Source organism: Candidatus Methanoperedens nitratireducens, assembly GCF_900196725.1.
Lineage (GTDB): Archaea > Halobacteriota > Methanosarcinia > Methanosarcinales > Methanoperedenaceae > Methanoperedens > Methanoperedens nitroreducens_A.
The window spans coordinates 1-17577 of sequence record NZ_FZMP01000196.1 but is presented as its reverse complement, the minus strand read 5'-3'; the positions used below and the strand labels follow the sequence as shown (position 1 = coordinate 17577).

Annotated in this window: 18 protein-coding genes, 3 tRNA genes, 2 rRNA genes and 1 pseudogene; 8 read left to right on the top strand and 16 right to left on the bottom strand. The window is 47.2% G+C overall.

Annotated elements, in window-relative coordinates; genetic code table 11:
- Positions 1–2: 2 nt before the first annotated feature.
- The 6 genes from rpoB to MNV_RS13095 all read right to left on the bottom strand — a co-directional run bounded on the left by rpoB (position 3) and on the right by MNV_RS13095 (position 5435).
- Positions 3–1817 carry a DNA-directed RNA polymerase subunit B gene (gene rpoB / locus MNV_RS13120; RefSeq protein ID WP_096206408.1) on the bottom strand — a complete coding sequence of 605 codons (1815 nt, stop codon included), beginning with the start codon at positions 1815–1817 and terminating at the stop codon, positions 3–5.
- A complete protein-coding gene (locus tag MNV_RS13115; RefSeq protein ID WP_096206407.1) occupies positions 1810–3402 on the bottom strand; it encodes a DNA-directed RNA polymerase subunit B'' in 1593 nt (530 codons plus the stop codon). Before MNV_RS13115 ends, rpoB begins: the two co-directional genes overlap by 8 nt.
- 19 nt (positions 3403–3421) lie before the next feature.
- The gene (locus MNV_RS13110; RefSeq protein WP_096206406.1) at positions 3422–3679 is read right to left on the bottom strand and encodes a DNA-directed RNA polymerase subunit H; all 258 of its coding nucleotides are present in this window, start codon (positions 3677–3679) and stop codon (positions 3422–3424) included.
- Between the two features lie 20 nt (positions 3680–3699).
- Positions 3700–3800: transfer RNA gene (locus MNV_RS13105), tRNA-Lys, on the bottom strand.
- 167 nt (positions 3801–3967) lie between these two features.
- The gene (tpiA, locus tag MNV_RS13100) at positions 3968–4639 is read right to left on the bottom strand and encodes a triose-phosphate isomerase (protein ID WP_096206405.1); all 672 of its coding nucleotides are present in this window, start codon (positions 4637–4639) and stop codon (positions 3968–3970) included.
- A gap of 25 nt (positions 4640–4664) precedes the next feature.
- Positions 4665–5435, bottom strand: coding sequence for an ATPase domain-containing protein (locus MNV_RS13095; RefSeq protein ID WP_096206404.1), 771 nt, complete (start codon positions 5433–5435; stop codon positions 4665–4667).
- Between the two features lie 196 nt (positions 5436–5631).
- Between MNV_RS13095 and MNV_RS13090 the strand changes: the two genes are divergently transcribed.
- The 5 genes from MNV_RS13090 to MNV_RS13070 all read left to right on the top strand — a co-directional run bounded on the left by MNV_RS13090 (position 5632) and on the right by MNV_RS13070 (position 9502).
- Positions 5632–6336, top strand: coding sequence for a phosphoribosyltransferase (locus MNV_RS13090; protein ID WP_096206403.1), 705 nt, complete (start codon positions 5632–5634; stop codon positions 6334–6336).
- A 3-nt stretch (positions 6337–6339) separates the two neighbouring features.
- Positions 6340–7191: an S-methyl-5'-thioadenosine phosphorylase gene (gene mtnP / locus MNV_RS13085; RefSeq protein ID WP_096206402.1), complete on the top strand. Its 852-nt coding sequence runs from the start codon at positions 6340–6342 to the stop codon at positions 7189–7191.
- A gap of 73 nt (positions 7192–7264) precedes the next feature.
- On the top strand, positions 7265–7774 hold the full coding sequence (locus MNV_RS13080) for a hypothetical protein (protein ID WP_257000059.1): 510 nt from the start codon (positions 7265–7267) through the stop codon (positions 7772–7774).
- Between the two features lie 13 nt (positions 7775–7787).
- A complete protein-coding gene (hxlB, locus tag MNV_RS13075) occupies positions 7788–8396 on the top strand; it encodes a 6-phospho-3-hexuloisomerase (protein WP_096206401.1) in 609 nt (202 codons plus the stop codon).
- Positions 8397–8401: 5 nt separating this feature from the next.
- On the top strand, positions 8402–9502 hold the full coding sequence (locus tag MNV_RS13070; RefSeq protein ID WP_096206400.1) for a pyridoxal phosphate-dependent aminotransferase: 1101 nt from the start codon (positions 8402–8404) through the stop codon (positions 9500–9502).
- A gap of 15 nt (positions 9503–9517) precedes the next feature.
- Here the strand turns inward: MNV_RS13070 and MNV_RS13065 are convergent.
- A tRNA-Leu gene (locus tag MNV_RS13065) sits at positions 9518–9600 on the bottom strand.
- Positions 9601–9755: 155 nt separating this feature from the next.
- On the opposite strand from MNV_RS13065, the gene MNV_RS13060 reads away from it, so the two are divergent.
- A complete protein-coding gene (locus MNV_RS13060; protein ID WP_096206399.1) occupies positions 9756–10343 on the top strand; it encodes a 30S ribosomal protein S3ae in 588 nt (195 codons plus the stop codon).
- 2 nt (positions 10344–10345) lie between these two features.
- Here MNV_RS13060 and MNV_RS13055 read toward each other — a convergent pair whose 3' ends face one another.
- The 4 genes from MNV_RS13055 to MNV_RS13040 form a co-directional block, all read right to left on the bottom strand.
- Complete coding sequence (locus MNV_RS13055; RefSeq protein ID WP_096206398.1) at positions 10346–11035, bottom strand: cytochrome c biogenesis protein; 690 nt, start codon at positions 11033–11035, stop codon at positions 10346–10348.
- A gap of 68 nt (positions 11036–11103) precedes the next feature.
- On the bottom strand, positions 11104–11793 hold the full coding sequence (locus MNV_RS13050; protein ID WP_096206397.1) for a heme exporter protein CcmB: 690 nt from the start codon (positions 11791–11793) through the stop codon (positions 11104–11106).
- Positions 11790–12440: an ABC transporter ATP-binding protein gene (locus MNV_RS13045; RefSeq protein ID WP_257000068.1), complete on the bottom strand. Its 651-nt coding sequence runs from the start codon at positions 12438–12440 to the stop codon at positions 11790–11792. The genes MNV_RS13050 and MNV_RS13045 overlap by 4 nt, the downstream gene beginning before the upstream one ends.
- An 89-nt stretch (positions 12441–12529) precedes the next feature.
- Positions 12530–12603, bottom strand: a tRNA-Thr gene (locus tag MNV_RS13040).
- 89 nt (positions 12604–12692) lie between these two features.
- On the opposite strand from MNV_RS13040, the pseudogene MNV_RS20825 reads away from it, so the two are divergent.
- Together MNV_RS20825 and MNV_RS20820 are read left to right on the top strand one after the other, a co-directional pair.
- Positions 12693–12986 (top strand): annotated as a pseudogene (locus MNV_RS20825) (A24 family peptidase); the annotation flags it as partial.
- Between the two features lie 27 nt (positions 12987–13013).
- Positions 13014–13445, top strand: a complete 432-nt coding sequence (locus tag MNV_RS20820; protein WP_257000067.1) for an A24 family peptidase C-terminal domain-containing protein — start codon at positions 13014–13016, stop codon at positions 13443–13445.
- Positions 13446–13488: 43 nt separating this feature from the next.
- Here the strand turns inward: MNV_RS20820 and MNV_RS13030 are convergent, their stop codons facing one another.
- From MNV_RS13030 to MNV_RS13010, 5 genes are all read right to left on the bottom strand, one after another.
- On the bottom strand, positions 13489–13938 hold the full coding sequence (locus MNV_RS13030) for a hypothetical protein (RefSeq protein WP_096206394.1): 450 nt from the start codon (positions 13936–13938) through the stop codon (positions 13489–13491).
- 29 nt (positions 13939–13967) lie between these two features.
- The gene (locus MNV_RS13025) at positions 13968–14345 is read right to left on the bottom strand and encodes a hypothetical protein (protein ID WP_096206393.1); all 378 of its coding nucleotides are present in this window, start codon (positions 14343–14345) and stop codon (positions 13968–13970) included.
- Positions 14346–14354: 9 nt separating this feature from the next.
- Positions 14355–15098 carry a HEPN domain-containing protein gene (locus MNV_RS13020; protein ID WP_096206392.1) on the bottom strand — a complete coding sequence of 248 codons (744 nt, stop codon included), beginning with the start codon at positions 15096–15098 and terminating at the stop codon, positions 14355–14357.
- Positions 15099–15162: 64 nt separating this feature from the next.
- A 5S ribosomal RNA gene (gene rrf / locus MNV_RS13015) occupies positions 15163–15284 on the bottom strand.
- A 130-nt stretch (positions 15285–15414) separates the two neighbouring features.
- Positions 15415–17577 (bottom strand): 23S ribosomal RNA (locus MNV_RS13010); the annotation flags it as partial.

The window sequence follows — 17577 nt, the reverse complement described above, 5'->3', positions numbered from 1 at the left end:
TCCTAAACGGCGTCCTCCAGCACAAGACGCGGCGCAACGCCGAGGGATAGTATCTCGTCAAGCAATAATTTGAACGCATAACTCATTTCTACAGGATGTATGCCCGTTTCCGCATCGCAGGCAGGACATACGGTAATGTTCTTTCTTTTATCCAGGGTACCTATCATGCCGCAGTTGGAGCAGACATACTCCACTACCCGGTCGGATTCATCAAGCAGCCTTTCTTTCAAAGCCATCGCAGCGCCGTGCCCGATAAGGACATCACGCTCCATTTCACCGAACCTCAAGCCTCCTTCCCTTGCCCTGCCTTCGGTCGGCTGCCTGGTCAGTACCTGCACAGGTCCTCTTGACCGCGCATGCATCTTTGAAGAAACCATGTGGTAGAGCTTCTGGTACAGGATAACACCCACGAATATATCCACCTGGATCCTCTTGCCCGTTATACCGTCATACAGTGCTTCTTTACCGCTGTTCGAAAAACCAAATTTCAGAAGGGCTGAACGCAATTCCTCTTCAGACGCTCCCGAGAAGGGGGTGCCGTCAACCTGTTTTCCTTCAAGCGAACCAACTTTACCGCCTATCATTTCAAGAACGTGCCCGACGGTCATTCTTGAGGGTATGGCATGCGGATTGACAATAAGGTCGGGAACAGTACCGTTCTCCGAGAACGGCATATCCTCATGCGGCACTATAAGACCTATTACTCCTTTCTGACCGTGCCTGGATGCGAACTTATCCCCGATTTCGGGTACTCTCTGGTCGCGAGTCCTGACTTTTGCAAGCCGGGAACCGTTTTCAGATTCGGTCAGTATTACCGTATCAACTATGCCTTTCTCATTCGAGCGCATCGTTACCGAACTCTCTCTCCTCTGGAGAGGACTTATCCCAAGCTCGGTGGGTTCTTCCAGGAACCTTGGCGGACTTGTTTTGCCTATAAGGACATCATTCGGTCCTACAGGGATTTCCGCGTTCACAAGGCCGTCGCTGTCAAGCTGCTTGTAAACCTCTGCGCCCCTGGCTCCTCTTACCTCGGCATCAGGGATCTCGAACTTGTCCTCCTGCCCTCCGGGGTATTTGCGCTCCTCGCCCTCATTTGTCCTGAAGAAATGGCTCCTTCCGAGCCCGCGCTCGATAGAACCTTTGTTTATGATTAGCGCATCTTCAATATTGTAACCTTCATACGACAGCACAGCTACCACGAAATTCTGCCCCGCAGGTCGCTTATCAAAGCCGATAGCTTCAGCCGTCTGCGTCGACACCAGTGCTCTTTGGGGGTAATGCAGGACGTGCGCCCTCGTATCCGGACGCAGCTTCAGGTTCGGCGTGGACATGCCCAGGCATTGTTTTATCATGCCCGCCCCCATCGTATTCCTTGGGGATGCATTGTGTTCCGGGAAGGGCACCATGCCTGTACAAATACCCAGGATTAACGCTGAGTCTATCTCAAGATGCGTATGCTTTTCCGTGATATCTTTTTCATCTATCGCTATGAGCGCATTTTCTTCTTCCTCTGCGTCCAGGTACTCTATCAGGCCATCGTTAACAAGACTTTCTAGATTTGTCTCTCCTTTATTTAACCGCTCGATATGTTCCTTTGTCACAAGCGGCATGCCTTTTTCCACGATTATGGCGGGGCGCCTGGCTCTTCCCTGGTCGGAGTTGATATATATCTCGTTCGTATCCTCGTAGTAGATGATGTTCACCTGTTTCTTGAGCTCGCCCTGCCTTCGCTTTTTCCGCAGCTCTGCTGCAAGCTCTTTTGGATTATCGTGAGTTCCTATGAGCTCGCCATTCAGGAAAATCCTTGTCTTATTCAAAGACTTCAACCTCCTCTTCAGGTTCGACTTTAAGTTCTTCTTCCTCTTCAAGCGCCTCAAGCTCGGTCGCGTAAGTGGTGACCACTTCTTCAACTCCTACAAGCTGCGGGATGATCGGCATTACACCCAGTTCGTAAAGATGGTTCTTAAGTAATTTCTCATCCCCGGCGCTGGTTGAAATTTCGACCAGCTGCGCAAAGTTCTTCACAAGACCGCAGTTAGGTCCTTCAGGCGTTTCCGACGGGCATACCCTGCCCCACTGGGTAGGATGCAAGTCCCTGGCCTCAAAATGCGGCTGCGATCTTGACAGCGGCGAGATGACCCTTCTCAGGTGCGAGAGGGTGGCAATATAATCCGTGCGGTCAAGCAGCTGGGATACGCCTGTCCTGCCTCCTACCCAGTTGCCCGTAGCCAGCGGGTGCACGAGCCTCTCTGTCAGTACATCCGAGCGCACAACTGTAGCGACGTTCAGGTCCCTGTTCCTCATGCTGGCTCTCTCCAGCTGGTATTTGACATCCCTGGTAAGCCTGTTGAACGATACCCTGAACAGGTCTTCCATAAGGTCGCCTGCCAGTTTCAACCTTTTATTGGCATAATGGTCTTTATCATCGCTTTCCCTCTTGCCAAGCGCAAGTTCGAAGCATGCCTGCGCCATGCGTCCGAGGAACTGCGCCTTCAGCAGGCGGTGGGCTTCATCATTCCCCAGATGCGGCAGCAGGTACCGGTCAATGACATAGTTTGCCCTCTTTATCTGGTATTCCCTTGCCTGGCCCGACGCCACGCGCGTCCCGATCTTCTCCATTGCTTTTTCTTTATCCGGGACCTCGGCCTCTTCCAGGTTCTCAAGCATGAATTTAACTATCTCCGGGTCGCTGGACACGGCGTTAACGATGTCCTGGTCAGTCTCGACACCGAGCGCCCTCATCATTGTGACAAAATTGATCCTTCCGGATATCGACGGGAACGAGACCTCAAGGATGGATTTCCTGTTCCGCTCCACGACCACAAGCGCACGATAACCGCGGCGCTGGGAGAATACTTTCGTAACTTCGATATTCTCACCGTACCGTTCCTCGAATTCCACGAGGATCTTATTAGGAGCCAGGTCTTCAAGTGTGGTGATAACGCGTTCCGTACCGTTGATTATAAAGTATCCGCCCGGGTCCTGCGGGTCCTCCCCCAGCTCGACCGATTCCTTTTCAGTCAGCCCGACAAGATTGCACTTTTTTGACCAGATCATCATCGGCAAAAGTCCTATTTCCGCTTCTTTCTCTTCCTTTTCGCCGTCCGGGCTTATGATGGTCATACCAAGATAAAGCGGCGCAGCATAGGTTATGTTCCTGAGCCTTGCCTCTGTGGGATAGAGTTTATCGACAGCACCGTCAGCTTCTCTTACCACCGGATGGCTTACCCGGATCTTTCCGAGTTTTACGTAAGTACCTTCGATCTCGGTCTCGATAATCCTCTGCTCATCAATAACTTTCTGGAGGCCAAAATCCAGGAAATCGTTGAAAGAATCCACATGGTGGCGCACTATATTCTCGCTTGTAAAATACGCTTTTGATAATACTCTTCTATCTAACATATAACCTCATGATTCGGATCTATGCGATAACCAGGCGGTAGAAAATGGCTTTACCCGCGGTCGGGCTATCACGGATTATGCGGACAACATCGCCAACTTTGGCTTTTATGGCAACAGCCGCAGGATCTGAAACGCGGATCTTGGGCATCTGTTCCTTTTCTATTTTATATTCCGCCAGTATTTTCGTAAGATCGTTCTCTTCCAATATCTCATGCCTTGGTACCAATTTATGTCCTAAGGGGTTAAACCCCCTTTCAGTCTGCTCTTTCTCCTTCATACGATTACCTCCCAGGCAAACGGGCTCGGAGGGATTTGAACCCTCGACCATCGGGTATCTTTTCCACGTAATTTGCGCCGGAATAAAAGCCCGGTGCTCTGCCTGACTGAGCTACGAGCCCAAACCTGTCATCATCTATTCTTACGCTGCCAACCACTGAAGATAAATACTCTCTAACAAATCGCAATTCTGTTAAAACCTCGTAGACGTGCGCCCCTTGAACACAACCTCATTTAACTTAAACCTTTCTCTGTTTACATATTAAATAACTTTTGCATTGCCTTAGAATCATACATTTTTCACAAGGTCAAGAAGTGCAGCTCTGGGGTCTTTTGCTTTGATGACTCCGGACGCAAGAAGTACGCCCGCAGTCCCGAGCTCAAGTGCCGCGGCAACGTCCTCGCCTCTGGAGATGCCTGCGCCGCAAAGGACCTCAACGTCCGGGGCTATCTTTTTTACAGCCGCGACAGAATCTCTCACAATATCGGGGTCGGCTTTTGAGACCGGTATGCCTGAGCCTATAAGTTCCGGCGGCTCGATCGCCACGAAACCGGGTGCAAGCACGGCTGCCGCTTTTGTGACAGCGATATTGTTCGTACATATAATAGCTGTGAGCCCTGATCTCTTTGCAGCCTGGAGCGCGGAATCTATGTCAGCCAGTACGAGGCGGCGTTCAGAATGGTTGATAAGCGCACCTCCGGCACCGGCAGCTTTGATGCTATCCGCTGTGATATGCCCCGTATAGCTCCCTGCCCCCACGCCATCGATATGCTGGGCGAAAACCGGTATTTTTACCGCCGATGCTACCCTGTATATGTCCGGCGTCTGGGGGCATGCTATGATATCAACCCCGGAATCCCTGCTTACTTCCTCGCAGTATTTTGCCATCCTGACGGCGTTTTCACCCGTGCCTTCGGTGTAGGTTTTAAAATTAACCACTATCAACGGCTTTTTACCCATGGTCCCACCTCTGAAAAAATTAAAATTAACCTGTGTAAACTTCTTCGTGCGGGTGTACCACTATTCCGCTTGAGGTTATTTCATAGGGATGGATATTCTGGCTGTGGTTTGAACCTCTCATCTTGAATATCTCGATGCTGCGTACCCTTACGGCATCTGCCCGTTTATAGTACATCAGGACAGTACCTTCAGTGACGAAGGTCTCGACGCCAAAACGACTGACAGAGTTCTCATCCGTGATCTCGCATGTCATCAATGAGGTCAATCCGAGGATCTCAAGGGTAGTGCTCAATTTCAGCAGTTCCACCCTTATCTTTGCCGGATCCTGGAGATAAAAACCTATGGACGTGGTCCCGTCGACCAGCGCCCTTTTTGCATCAATATCTTCCTGTATCGCTATGACCTGGTCCATCATCGAGCGCATATCGAAAGGCCTGACATCGACATACTTCTCATGCGAAGGTATGCCTATTTTAGTTGAACATGCATCAAGTATCGCGAGTCTACCCTCATCTTCCAGAGCTTCAAAATCCCATCCGAACTGTTTGACATGCTCCCTTACCTGTTCAGGGCGCTCTTCTGTGGCAATGTATATGCCGTTCTCCCCGTACTTCGTAATGCCGTTGTAAATATACTGGAGACCGAATATGGTCTTGCCTGCACCGGCCGCCCCTGACAGGAGGTATGTCCTGTTCCTGAGCAGCCCCCCGCCGCATAATTCATCAAACCCCGGTATTCCTGTAGGGACTCGTTTGGAATCAGTTGCTTCAGTTTTGGTCTGCTTTTTATCTGCCATAGCTAAACACCGAGTGGATAATATAGTATTACTTGTAGAAATACTTATTTCATATTAATCATTATCATGAATGAAAGCATGGTCCAAAAAAGTCATGCGCCTACGTATTTTTTAGAGGTTTTTATAAAAATTACAAGTTATAAAGGTACAAAAAATATATCTCATAGTAATACGTTTCCGATGCGGTGGAAACCATATGGTACTTCCGGATAAATTCAAATGCGTCATAACGAACTGGGACTATATTTACGATCTTTGCAGACACGTTGCCGACGATGTTAAGAACTCGGGTTACAAACCTGATACGATAATCGCGCTGGCTCGCGGCGGCTGGTTCGCGGGAAGGGTATTATGCGATTTTCTCGGGCTCAATGACCTGACAAGCCTCAAGATCGAGCATTATACAGGCACAGCCACAGCCGGCAGCGGACCTGCTATACGATACCCTCTTGCAAATAACGCAGTGGCAGGCAAAAAGGTGCTTATCGTAGATGACATCACGGATACGGGCAAGAGCATCGTGCATGCAAAGGAGTATGTTTCCGGGCAGGATCCTGCCGAGGTGAGGACCGCAGTTCTCCAGTACCTGTACACATCCGATGTAAAACCCGATTACGTCGGCGAGGTCGTGGAAGAGTGGGCATGGATAGTATATCCCTGGAATTTCATCGAGGACATGATTGATATAATATCACGTCTTATGGCAAAGGAGAAACTCTCCGAATGGACAGTTGAAAAGATCAGGTCGGGGCTGTTGAAATACCATAATATCGACCCTATCAGTTTTGAGATAGCCCAGCCGAACCGGATAGAGGAAATACTGCAGGAGATGGTCCGCAGAGGGATACTTAAAACAAAAACAGTTTCAGGCCAAAAAACATGGATGTACGAAGGAGCATGAATTATGCAGGCAGACATAGCAATAATCGGAGGAAGCGGTGTATATGACGTCTCCATGCTTGATAACGTGAAGGAAGTTGAGATAAATACATCCTTCGGGAAGCCGTCGGATGCTATTACGCTCGGCTCTTTCGGGGATATTAATGTCGCATTCCTCCCCAGGCATGGTAAAGGGCACAGGATTTCCCCGAGCAAATTGAATTCCCGGGCAAATATCCTTGCTCTCAAGAAGCTCGGCGTAAAGAGAATAATCTCAGCCTCTGCGGTAGGAAGCCTTAAACTTGAGCTCAAGCCGCTTGATATCGTGATCCCCGACCAGATATTTGACAGGACAAGAATACGCGACAGCACGTTCTTTGAAGACGGGGTCGTTGTCCATATCGGCTTTGCAGACCCGTTCTGCCCTGAGATGAACTCCATACTGGCGGATATTACAGGCGGCCTCGGATACAGAGTGCACAGGAAGGGGACGTATGTCTGCATGGAAGGACCGCAGTTCTCCACGCGGGCGGAATCAAAGGTCTACCAGAAGCTCGGATTTGACATAATAGGTATGACCGCGCTTCCGGAAGCGAAATTAGCAAGGGAAGCGGAGATGTGCTATGGCATGATCGCAACTGTGACTGATTATGATGTATGGCACGAGGATGACGTCACCATAGAGACCGTGATCGAGAATGCAATGAAGAACGAGGAAGCGGTCCGCAACGTTATCAAGGAGGCTATTACGAGGATACCTCTTGAGAGGAACTGTGTTTGTGCAAATTCATTAGCAGGGGCAATATTAACAGCGCCAGATAAGATCCCTGTTGAGACTAAAAAGAAGCTCGGCGATCTGATAGGAAAATACATTTAATGATGTTTTGAACCGGAAGCCTGCACAGGTGCGGTACTGTGCTTGCTTTAAAAAAATCATACCGCTGAGGTAAATGAAAGAGCCCATGGATGGACATATGGTATCAAAGAACGAGATTTATTTCCAGGAAGGGCGAGATGTAATTCTTGTGGAGATGGGTCGGGATGACGTAACAATCTCCTGCACCCAGGGCAAGATCACGCTCTGGTTTGGCAGGCAGGTCAGTGAATCTATTATACGGCATGTCCTTTTCGGGATATCCAATATTGATTCCTCTATAAGTTATGAACTGGAAATAGTATGCGATTTTAATACGATCTCGAAGTACGAAAGCATGGGCTATACTTTAATATCATATGCAAAATCCAGGGGCGGGTACAGGGCCATATTCAACCTGCCATTCTCAAAAAGAATCGCACTGGCTCATTTTGCAAATTCGATCTTTAACCGGTTAAAAGAAAGGGATGTAAGAAAGATCCTCCACTGGAATGGGAACTTTGACATGGTAATCCTGGTGCATGGTGAGTTAAAAAAGCTTGATGACTGGGTTATTAAGCGAATCGAATATAAGGCTGTAGAATAAAATAGGTACCTGCATGAACGGCGATAAAAAAGATTGTGAAGCTACTATCGAATCGATGAATTTTATTGCAAATCATATAAAAAGAATAGCGTTGAACCTGGATACGGATTCTGTGACATCCCTTGTTGATAGTATCATGAACGCAAAAAGGATATTCCTTATGGGCGCAGGCAGATCCGGTCTTGCAGCAAGGGCCTTTGCAATGAGGCTGATGCATATGGGGTTCAACGTGTACGTTGTAGGAGAGACCACGACTCCTGCGGTACAGGTGGAAGACCTGGTGATCGCAGTATCCGGTTCAGGTGAGACTACATCTATAGCGGGTCTTGGCCAGATCGCAAAAAAGATAGGCTCAAAACTGGCTACAATAACCTCAAATAAGGATTCTTCCCTCGGTAAGATATCGGATATCGTCGTTGTAATCCCGGGCCGCCCGAAAGATGATGTGATTTATGAGAACTATCACGAGCGCAGGATGATAGGATACCCGCAATTAGCGCCTCTGGGGACAGTTTTTGAGATATCTGCGCTCGTTTTTCTTGATGCCGTTATATCGGAAATGATGGTCAGGACCGATGCCAGCGAAGCTGAGTTGAAGAAAAGGCACACGGTATTCGAGTGATATACATGTTCTCAGAAAGGGTAAAAAGCATCGATATCTCCGGTATCCGCAAGATGTTCGAAGGGGCAGGACCGAACGCCATTAACCTTGGTCTCGGACAGCCTGACTTTGATACCCCTCTCCATATAAAAAAAGCGGCTATCGAGGCTATCAACCAGGGTTTTACCGCCTACACCATGAATCTTGGAATCCCGGAACTGCGTTCTGCCCTGTGCAGGAAATTCGAGCGGGAGAATCATTTTGAAGTTGCGCCTGATGAGGTGATAGTCACATCCGGTGCCTCAGAAGCGCTTCATCTTGCACTGGCAGCCCTTATTGACAAGGGTGACGATGTCCTGGTTCCCGACCCCGGTTTTGTTTCTTATGCGGCCCTGACGAGGATGGCGGGGGGAAACGTCGTGGGCGTACCTCTTGGAGATGAACTCACAGTAGAACCGGAAAAAGTGAACGAATGTATCACGCCCAGGACTAAGGTACTTATCATAAATTCGCCCTCAAATCCAACCGGCACTGTCCAGACAAAGCAGGAGATAAAAGCGCTGGCTGAGATAGCTGAGGATACCGGCATTACAATAATTTCGGATGAGGTCTATGAGCATTTCATCTATGATGGAGAGCACGTCAGCCCTGCACAGTTCACTGATAATGTCATAACGATCAATGCCGTTTCCAAGACATACGCCATGACCGGCTGGCGCATCGGCTATGCAGCCGCGCGTAAGGATTATATCGAGCAGATGCTCAAGGTGCACCAGTACATCCAGGCGTGCGCCTGTTCGATAGCGCAAAAGGCTGCGCTGGCAGCGCTTGAGGGACCGCAGGACTGCGTGAGAGAGATGTGCGCGAGCTTCAAAGCGCGAAGAGACCTGCTGCTTGATGGATTGTACGGCATGGGAATAAATTGCGTGAAGCCGCAGGGAGCGTTCTATGCGTTCCCTGAGGTCGCGGATGAGGATACGCCGCAGAAGCTGATAACTAAAGGGGTTATCGTTGTCCCGGGGGCGGCTTTCGGTGAGAACGGGAAGGGGCATATCAGGATATCATATGCGACCTCGGAAGAGAATTTGAGGAGGGCGCTGGGGATAATGGGGAAAATCCTTACCTGAGAATTCTGAATAAGATGCGGGGGAAGGGATTTGAACCCTCGAACTCCTGCGAGAATAGATCTTGAGTCTATCACCTTTGGCCGCTTGGTTACCCCCGCGTGGGGCTGTGCTGAATTATCCTTATTGAACATAAGGGTGTCGTTCTTTAATATATAAATCGCCGTATCCAAAAGTATTAAGTATTGAATGCTTTATTAAGCATTTGATTTGTGAATATTCACAACTTTAATCCTAATGATCTGGAGGAAATTATTTGGCAGTAGCAAAAGCAGAAGGATGGAAATCCAAGCAATGGTACAACTTAGTTGCACCTGAAATGTTCGGAAAAGCGAATATCGGAGAAACCGTGGCTGATGTGCCTGAAAAACTGGTCGGACGGGTGGTTGAAGTAACCCTCGGAGAGTTGACAAACGACCTTACAAAACAGAACATAAAACTGGTCCTGAAAGTGGACAGTGTCGGGGGCGACTCGGCATATACTAAATTCGTAGGTCACCAGCTCACGCAGGACTACCTGCGCTCGCTCGTAAAGAGACAGACATCGAGTGTAGAGTCAAATATCTCGGTAAAGACCAGGGATGACTACACAATAAGAGTAAAGCCGTCATGTTTCACTATAAAAAGAGCGCGGGCAAACCAGGTAAAAGAGATACGCCAGATAATGAACAATGTCATAATGTCACGAGCCAAAGAACTGGATATGGCGCAGTTCGTTCAGGAAATCGTGACCGGAAAGCTCTCAGCCGGCATTTACCATGATGTTAAACCGATTTATCCACTGAGAAGGGTAGAGGTCAGAAAGACAGAGATAGAGGCTGAACCCGGCTCTGTAGCCGCGTAATTTTACAGGTTTTTTACCCTTTTTAGCTCGTTTATTTTTTCTTTCATCCGCTCGTTATCTATTCTCAATACAATGAACGATGCTACAAGCAGGAAGAAAGCTACGAAGTTCACCAATAAAGTGATAAGCAGCGGACTGTATGTGGAATAATTCAGCTCAGCGACAGGGTGCATCGTAGCCCTGTTCCACAGCCTTATGGACATGTAGCTGAGCGGCACTCCGACGAACCCTACTATCCCGAACACGGCTGATAATCTGGCTCTTTTCTCAGGTTCCTCTACAGCCTGCCGTATCATCAGATAAGCCAGGTATATCAAAAACAGGACAAGCGATGTATTGAGCCTTACGTCCCACGTCACCCAGTATGCCCCCCAGGCTGACTTTGCCCATATCGATCCGCTGGCAAGGGTCAGGAAGGCAAAAATAACGCCAATCTCAGCAGCGGAGAGCGCTGTTATGTCCCATTTCTGCTGTTTGCCCCGCAGGTATAAAACGCTTGAAATGAACACCGCGGCAAAAGCAAGATAGGATGATATTGCAATCGGGAGGTGGAAATAGAATATTTTAAAGTTTGCCGGGTCTCCCGGGGCATTTTTTACGCTTACCGGAATGGGGGAATAATCTGAAAACACCGCATATATGGAGATTATCATCAGCACCGCGGTTAATGCAAAAAGTATCTTTTTTAACATATCTTCTTCACTTTACATGAGTTGTAATTATCTTATTTATAACAGCAATCTTTATAACGATATTGGTTTCAGTCCTCAATAGTGTATTCGAATACCAGTTGCGCTACTATGAAAAAAATTATATCATAGACCGCAAGTATCTGAAGTTCGCCTGCTATATCGGAAATCTCACCCGATGCGAGCATAGTCCCCGTTGCTGTCACCGCTGAGAGTATCACGGGGAGCAGCACAGGGAACAGGATTACAGGAAGCAGGATTTCACGCGTCCTTGTGTTTACAGCTAAAGCCGAGAGAAGCGTGCCCACAAAGATAAATCCGAAAGTTCCCAGAACCACGACCAGCAGCATGCCGGTAATGTTTTTTATATCATAGCTGAAAAGTACGGCAAAAACAGGTATGGTTATGATCTCCATAAGGAACATCAGTACGGCATTGGACAGGACTTTTCCATTGTATATATCGCTCCTGTCCACTGGGCAAAGCTTCAGACCTTCAAGGCAGCCTTCCTCTTTTTCGCTTGCAAATGATCTTGAAAGACCGAGCATCCCGGCGAAGGTAAATGCGATCCACAGTATTCCGGGCGCGAGCAGATCGACGACCTTTTTATTTATGCCCTGTATGAATATCGATGCCTCGTTCCCGAACGCGAAGCTGAATATAACTATCACAAGAAGCGCAAAAATCATCATGGAATTGAGCATCTGTTTTGTGCGGAACTCTGCCCTCAGGTCCTTACCTGCTATCTCAAGGAACTTCATGCGCGCTCCACTACATGTTTCTCGTATATCGCCCTGCACTGCACCAGGTCGTGGATTTCGGTCTTGCTCATTTCGTGTGCAATATTGCCATTCGTCAGGATGATTGCACGGTCGCACATTGCAATGCCCCGCTCTATATCGTGGGAGATGAGCACACGGGTCTTATCGTGCGCGTTCGTGCCGGAAAGTATCCTGTCAAAAGTGGCGCTTGCATGCTGGTCAAGACCTGTGTACGGCTCATCGAGTAAAAGTATGGGCGGGTCGTGTATCAACGCCCGCGCTATCGAGAGGCGCTGTTTCATTCCCCTGGAGAACGTCCTCACACGGTCGTTCTTCCTGTAGCCCAACCCTACCTGTTTTATCAGTTCATCTATCCGGGACTCGATATTCTTTGTATCGTACATCCTCCCGAAGAACCGCAGGTTCTCGGCAGCGGTCAATTCATGGTACAGGTATGTCTCGTGAGATATCACGCCGATTTTCTTCCTGATATCGATTGGATTCTCCTTGATATCTATACCATCTATAGTGACCCTGCCTGCCGTGGGGCTTACAAGGGTGGAGATTATTTTTATAAGAGTTGTCTTCCCCGCGCCGTTAGGACCGAATATTGTCAGGAATTCTCCCTGCTCTATCTTGAGATTGATGCTCCGGAGTACTATATTGGTGCCGAACGCTTTTGAGAGGTTTTCAATGGAGATTATATGGAGCTCACCTGCTTTTTGTTTATTTAGAAAGCCGCCGGAGGGGTTTGAACCCTCGATCTGCTGATTACGAATCAGCCGCTTTGCCGGGCTAAGCCACGGCGGCATGAAAGAAGTGTATATCGGTGGTTTTGTCTATATAGTTTACCTTTTTGACCAGATAATATTTTAAGTATAAAAAACAATTAAAAGAATATGCTGGATATTTTAAAAATATTATTCTGCACACCATTCCTGATATACTCATGTTATTCAGATATTAAAACGCGCCGCGTTACAAATAAACTATGGTTGATAATGTTGGCTGTCGGCAGTTTTTTTGTATTTTATGATATTTACAGGTTGGGATATGTATACATCCCCCGCGTATTGATTTCAGCCGGATTGATCTTCGTTTTTGTTTATATTATTTTTCAACTGGGCACATTCGGAGGTGCCGACGCCAAATCGCTTATTGTACTATCAATAATCCTCCCCGCTTATCCAAAATTTGGTGTTTTAGGGATTAATTTCCCGTTGAATGAGCCTTTAATTGATCTTTTTGCATTCGGCATATTCGGAAATGCTGTCCTGCTAACAATTATAGTCCCTTTTGGGTTAGCTACATATAATCTGGCTAAGATGGGATTGCATATCGATAAGCCTGCATATATTTTCATAGGTTATAAAGCTAAAATTAAAGAGCTTGCAGGCAGGCATATCAAGTTGATAGAGAATTTTGAAGAGATAGAAGGCAATGTTAAACAGAATTTTAAACGGGGCGGCGTGGAGATTAATGAAAAAGTGATTTCTGAGCTTCAGGCTCTTTCTGAAAAAGGCTTGATTAAAGAGGAGGTTTGGGTAACTCCGGGACTGCCGTTTATGATTTCAATAACTTTAGGGTTTTTCGTGGCTGTGTTTTACGGAGATTTGATTTTTGAGCTAACAAAATATCTAATTTTAAATTGATGCTTAATAATAATTCGTTGAACTAAATTTCTCCCGAAAAATTTCATGCTTTCTTCCGACTTTCAGGATACCACCCTCCAGGAACCACTTCAAACTCCCAAATATCCTTAAAAGGGTATAAACATTTGATTATATCATTGGCACTCATCTTCCCCGTCTTTACATTTTTCCAATCCTTTTTATCCATTGTGCCGTAAACAAAATATTCATTGCCAATAATATCCGGCGCATTTTGCTCAAAAAAGGCTGCAAGAAGTCTTTCTAAGTCTGCTTTTCTAACAATAATCAGATCACAGCCGGGACAATATCGGCAGGACTTGTTAAGAGATAATAAATGCCTGGACTCGATGTGAATAAGTAAGCAAAACTTTCTAATTTTGGTTTTTCCTTCACATTTCGGGCAAACTGTAAAAGCCATATCATCATAAGGGTTCAAGAAAAAGTAATGTCGTGATTCTTTTGGCTTCGTTTGAGGCGGCTTTCGTTCTGTCATAGTCTTCTACAAACTCGCGTTTAATATCATCAACTGCTTTCGGTCTTCTTAAATCGCTCATAAGCGTCCTTTATGCATGTCCACCATTCCTGCGGGTCATCGACCTCATCAAAATCTGTTGTGCTCAGCCATATAGCTTCCCAATTATAAGCACGAACTTCCCCGATAAATTCTTTACGACCATTTTTTAGGACTGCAAATACAGTGGCAACACCTACATCAGGCCAGTCAATGCCTCCGTCAAGCTCTGAATCATCAATTTCATAGCTTACATAAAGTCCGGGTTTTATTTTGCCCTTTTTCGGAAGTTCTGGGAGTGTATCAAGGAACTCCTTAGTTCCACTTTCTTCAAGTGCCCAGGTTTGGAGGTCTATCGCCTGTCCTTTACTAATGCGCCATCGAGACATTGTGAATCATCACCCACTTAATTTAAGACTGTTCTCTACAAAACTAATCATCTCATTTAATGTTTCAATAATTCTCATGGGATCTTCTTTTTTAAATTCAGTAGAGCAAAGATACCTTGCAGAAGGTCGTAAACTATTCAATTTATTTAATATAGTAGAATATTCAAACTTAACATTTCCTAAAGTTGCCCAGTTTTGAAACCTCATAACTTTCAAATCGTGATCTTTTCCATGAAGTATTTCTTTATCCGGTAGCTGCAATAGAATTGCTTTTGCGGCAAGTTCTGCACATGCAAAAGAATTTTCAAAAAAAGGTCTTAATCGATTTTTTGATAGATTATCCTTGGCGCTATCTAAAAATTCTCTTGATGCCTCAATATGTTCTTTAATCCTCTTTTTATTGTATCTAAAATCGAATGCAACGTACCATTTTTCCTTAAACAACATTAAAGTTATATGAGCACAATTAGGGTCTTGTTCTGTTAACTCTATCGATTCTATATCCTCAATTTCGTGTTCATAACAAGGTTCGTCCTTATTTTTTGGGATATTCATTTTGCATTGAGCAATTGCCTTGACCTCATCATTCAATCTAACTTTATTCCAACCTCTATCTAAAGAAAAGATTATCTGTGCTGCTTTAAGTTTAAAATTAGAGGGTAGCATGTTTTCTTTTTTTCTTTTATCTATCTCTGGATTTATCCACATATCCATTGTTTGTTGAAAAATTCCTTCAGACAAGTCATTTATCATATAACCATGCTTTAATTCTGTTATTATACAAAAAATTAGTAGTAATATTAGTAGTAATAAGTGAGCATAGCAGCTTTCTGCAGTTCCCTAGAGTTCGCACATCATAGTACAATGCAGAACGTAGACGGGCTTAACTGCTGTGTTCGAAATGGGTACAGGTGTTTCCCCGCCGCTTTGGCCGCTATACTCTCTTATGACGGTAAGCGTCGCACCCGCTTCAATGCGCACAAATGCTCTGCGAGCATGTGCGGATTTTTACGAGCACAACGTAATCCATGTATCATACACAATCTGAATATCGCCCGAATGTAGCAAAACAAAATCTAGCGTGGACGTTAGTAGTCGGCGGGCTGAACACCTCGTCACCTTGGTGCTTACACCCCGACTCTATCAAACTCGTCTTTTACGAGAGTCCTGAGAGGTCTCTTTTTAGGTGAGGTTTCAAGCTTAGATGCTTTCAGCTTTAATCCTTTAGTGCGTAGCTGCCCTGCGTTGCCTTGCCAGACAACAGGTCCACCAGTGGCACCGTTGCACAGTTCCTCTCGTACTAAATGCAACTTACCCTCAGACCTCAAAACACCCCTTATAGATAGTAACCGACCTGCCTCACGACGGTCTAAACCCAGCTCACGATCTCCTTTAATAGGCGAACAACCTCACCCTTGGCTGCTGCTGCACAGCCAGGATGGAAAGAACCGACATCGAGGTAGCAAGCCGCCGGGTCGATATGTACTCTTGCCGGCGACGACTCTGTTATCCCTGTGGTAGCTTTTCTGTAGTCAATAGCCCTCACCAAGAAGGCGTAGTGGTTCGCTAGACCAGACTTTCGTCCCGGGATTTCTTGTTGTGTGAAATCCAGTCAGGCTGACTTATGCTCTTGCACTCTACTGCGGGTTTCCGACCCGCATGAATCAACCTTTGGGCGCCTTGATATCTTTTCAAGGGCGTGGCGCCCCACCCAAACTGCCCACCTATGGGTGTCCTCGTCTCCAAGTTAGGGTCGTAGTCTCAGAAGGGTAGTGTCTCATTGTCGGCTCCACCTTACCCGAAAGTAAGGTATCGACGCCTCCTACCTACACTGCGCATCCAAGACCACAACCCAGCCACAGGCTGCAGTAAAGCTCAACGGGGTCTTCACTTCCCCTAAGGGGTCTCTAGACTCTGCACTAGAACGTAAAGTTCACCGGGTTCTGACTAGGGACAGTAGAGCACTCGTTGATCCATTCATGCAAGTCGCCAATTAAGCGACAAGGTACTACGCTACCTTAAGAGGGTTATAGTTACCCCCGCCGTTTACAGGCCCTTCGTCCCGTTGTACCGGGTTTTCAGGTACCTGCACTGGGCAGGATTCACCAACTGTACACATCCTTACGGATTGGCAGTCAGCTATGTTGTTATTAGACAGTCAGTGCTCCCTGGTCACTGCGACCTGCCTTCTTCAAGGCAGGCACTCCTTCTCCCGAAGTTACGGAGCTAATTTGCCGAATTCCCTTAGCCAGTTTATGCCGACACGCCTTAGTCTTCTCAACTAGGGGCACCAGTGTCGGTTCTTGGTACGAGCATTCAGTCACCTTTTCACGGGCACCTGGAATCAATCAACTTGAGCCATCACGCTTTCACCGGCTTCTCACCATTACGGTTCTCCACCAGTTTCCGCGCTTGGACAGGCAGGCATGCCTGCTTGATCTACCCGGATGCGTCAGTCCCTTGCGGGAAAGACTGAATGGTACAGGAATATTAACCTGTTTCCCTTTTGTCGTATTCGAATTACGGTACGACTTAGGATCGACTAACCCTCGGCTGACAATCATTGCCGAGGAACCCTGGCCCCTACGGCGGTCCGGATTCTTACCGGACTTTGGTGCTACTATTGCCAGGATTTTCGTTCCCGTATGGTCCACAGGACTTCACAGCCCTGCTTCTACCCAAACGAGACGCCTTCCTACAGGATCACCTTTCGGTGCCCCGTGGTATCGGTGGTCGGCTTGAGCCCCGTCCATTTTCGGGGCCCCAAACCTCGACTGGTGAGCTGTTACGCACTCTTTAAAGGATAGCTGCTTCTGAGCTCACCTTCCAGTTGTCTAGGGCTTGGGACACCCTTTTTGTGTTTACACTTAGCCGACACTCTGGGACCTTAACCACGGTCTGGGTTGTCTCCCTCACGCACTGTTAGCTTACCCACCAGTGCGGACTCCCGCCTTCTACGATGACGGCGATTTTGGAGTTTGACAGGAGAGCTAGAGGTTTCCCTCCAGGTATTCCCCAATCAGTGCTCTACTTCGCCGACGATCTCCAGCAAGGTCATGCTGCGACATGTTTCGGAAGGAACCAGCTATCACCCAGCTCGATTAGCCTTTCACTCCTAGACGGGGATCACGCGAATGATTTGCAAATCAAAAACGCTTGCGGTCCTCAACGCCCCTTTCGAGACGCTTCAACCTGCCTCCGCCTAGATCGCTAGGATTCGGGTCGTACTCTA

Excerpts from the sequence above, each read along its gene's own strand:
- MNV_RS13070 (WP_096206400.1), top strand. The coding sequence starts at position 8,402 with ATGTTCTCAGAAAGGGTAAAAAGCATCGATATCTCCGGTATCCGCAAG.
- MNV_RS13050 (WP_096206397.1), bottom strand. The coding sequence starts at position 11,793 with ATGAAGTTCCTTGAGATAGCAGGTAAGGACCTGAGGGCAGAGTTCCGC.
- MNV_RS13095 (WP_096206404.1), bottom strand. The coding sequence starts at position 5,435 with ATGGCAGATAAAAAGCAGACCAAAACTGAAGCAACTGATTCCAAACGA.
- MNV_RS13020 (WP_096206392.1), bottom strand. The coding sequence starts at position 15,098 with ATGATAAATGACTTGTCTGAAGGAATTTTTCAACAAACAATGGATATG.
- MNV_RS13080 (WP_257000059.1), top strand. The coding sequence starts at position 7,265 with ATGAAAGAGCCCATGGATGGACATATGGTATCAAAGAACGAGATTTAT.
- mtnP (WP_096206402.1), top strand. The coding sequence starts at position 6,340 with ATGCAGGCAGACATAGCAATAATCGGAGGAAGCGGTGTATATGACGTC.
- hxlB (WP_096206401.1), top strand. The coding sequence starts at position 7,788 with ATGAACGGCGATAAAAAAGATTGTGAAGCTACTATCGAATCGATGAAT.
- MNV_RS13030 (WP_096206394.1), bottom strand. The coding sequence starts at position 13,938 with ATGACAGAACGAAAGCCGCCTCAAACGAAGCCAAAAGAATCACGACAT.
- MNV_RS13055 (WP_096206398.1), bottom strand. The coding sequence starts at position 11,035 with ATGTTAAAAAAGATACTTTTTGCATTAACCGCGGTGCTGATGATAATC.
- tpiA (WP_096206405.1), bottom strand. The coding sequence starts at position 4,639 with ATGGGTAAAAAGCCGTTGATAGTGGTTAATTTTAAAACCTACACCGAA.
- MNV_RS13025 (WP_096206393.1), bottom strand. The coding sequence starts at position 14,345 with ATGTCTCGATGGCGCATTAGTAAAGGACAGGCGATAGACCTCCAAACC.
- MNV_RS13090 (WP_096206403.1), top strand. The coding sequence starts at position 5,632 with ATGGTACTTCCGGATAAATTCAAATGCGTCATAACGAACTGGGACTAT.
- MNV_RS13115 (WP_096206407.1), bottom strand. The coding sequence starts at position 3,402 with ATGTTAGATAGAAGAGTATTATCAAAAGCGTATTTTACAAGCGAGAAT.
- MNV_RS13110 (WP_096206406.1), bottom strand. The coding sequence starts at position 3,679 with ATGAAGGAGAAAGAGCAGACTGAAAGGGGGTTTAACCCCTTAGGACAT.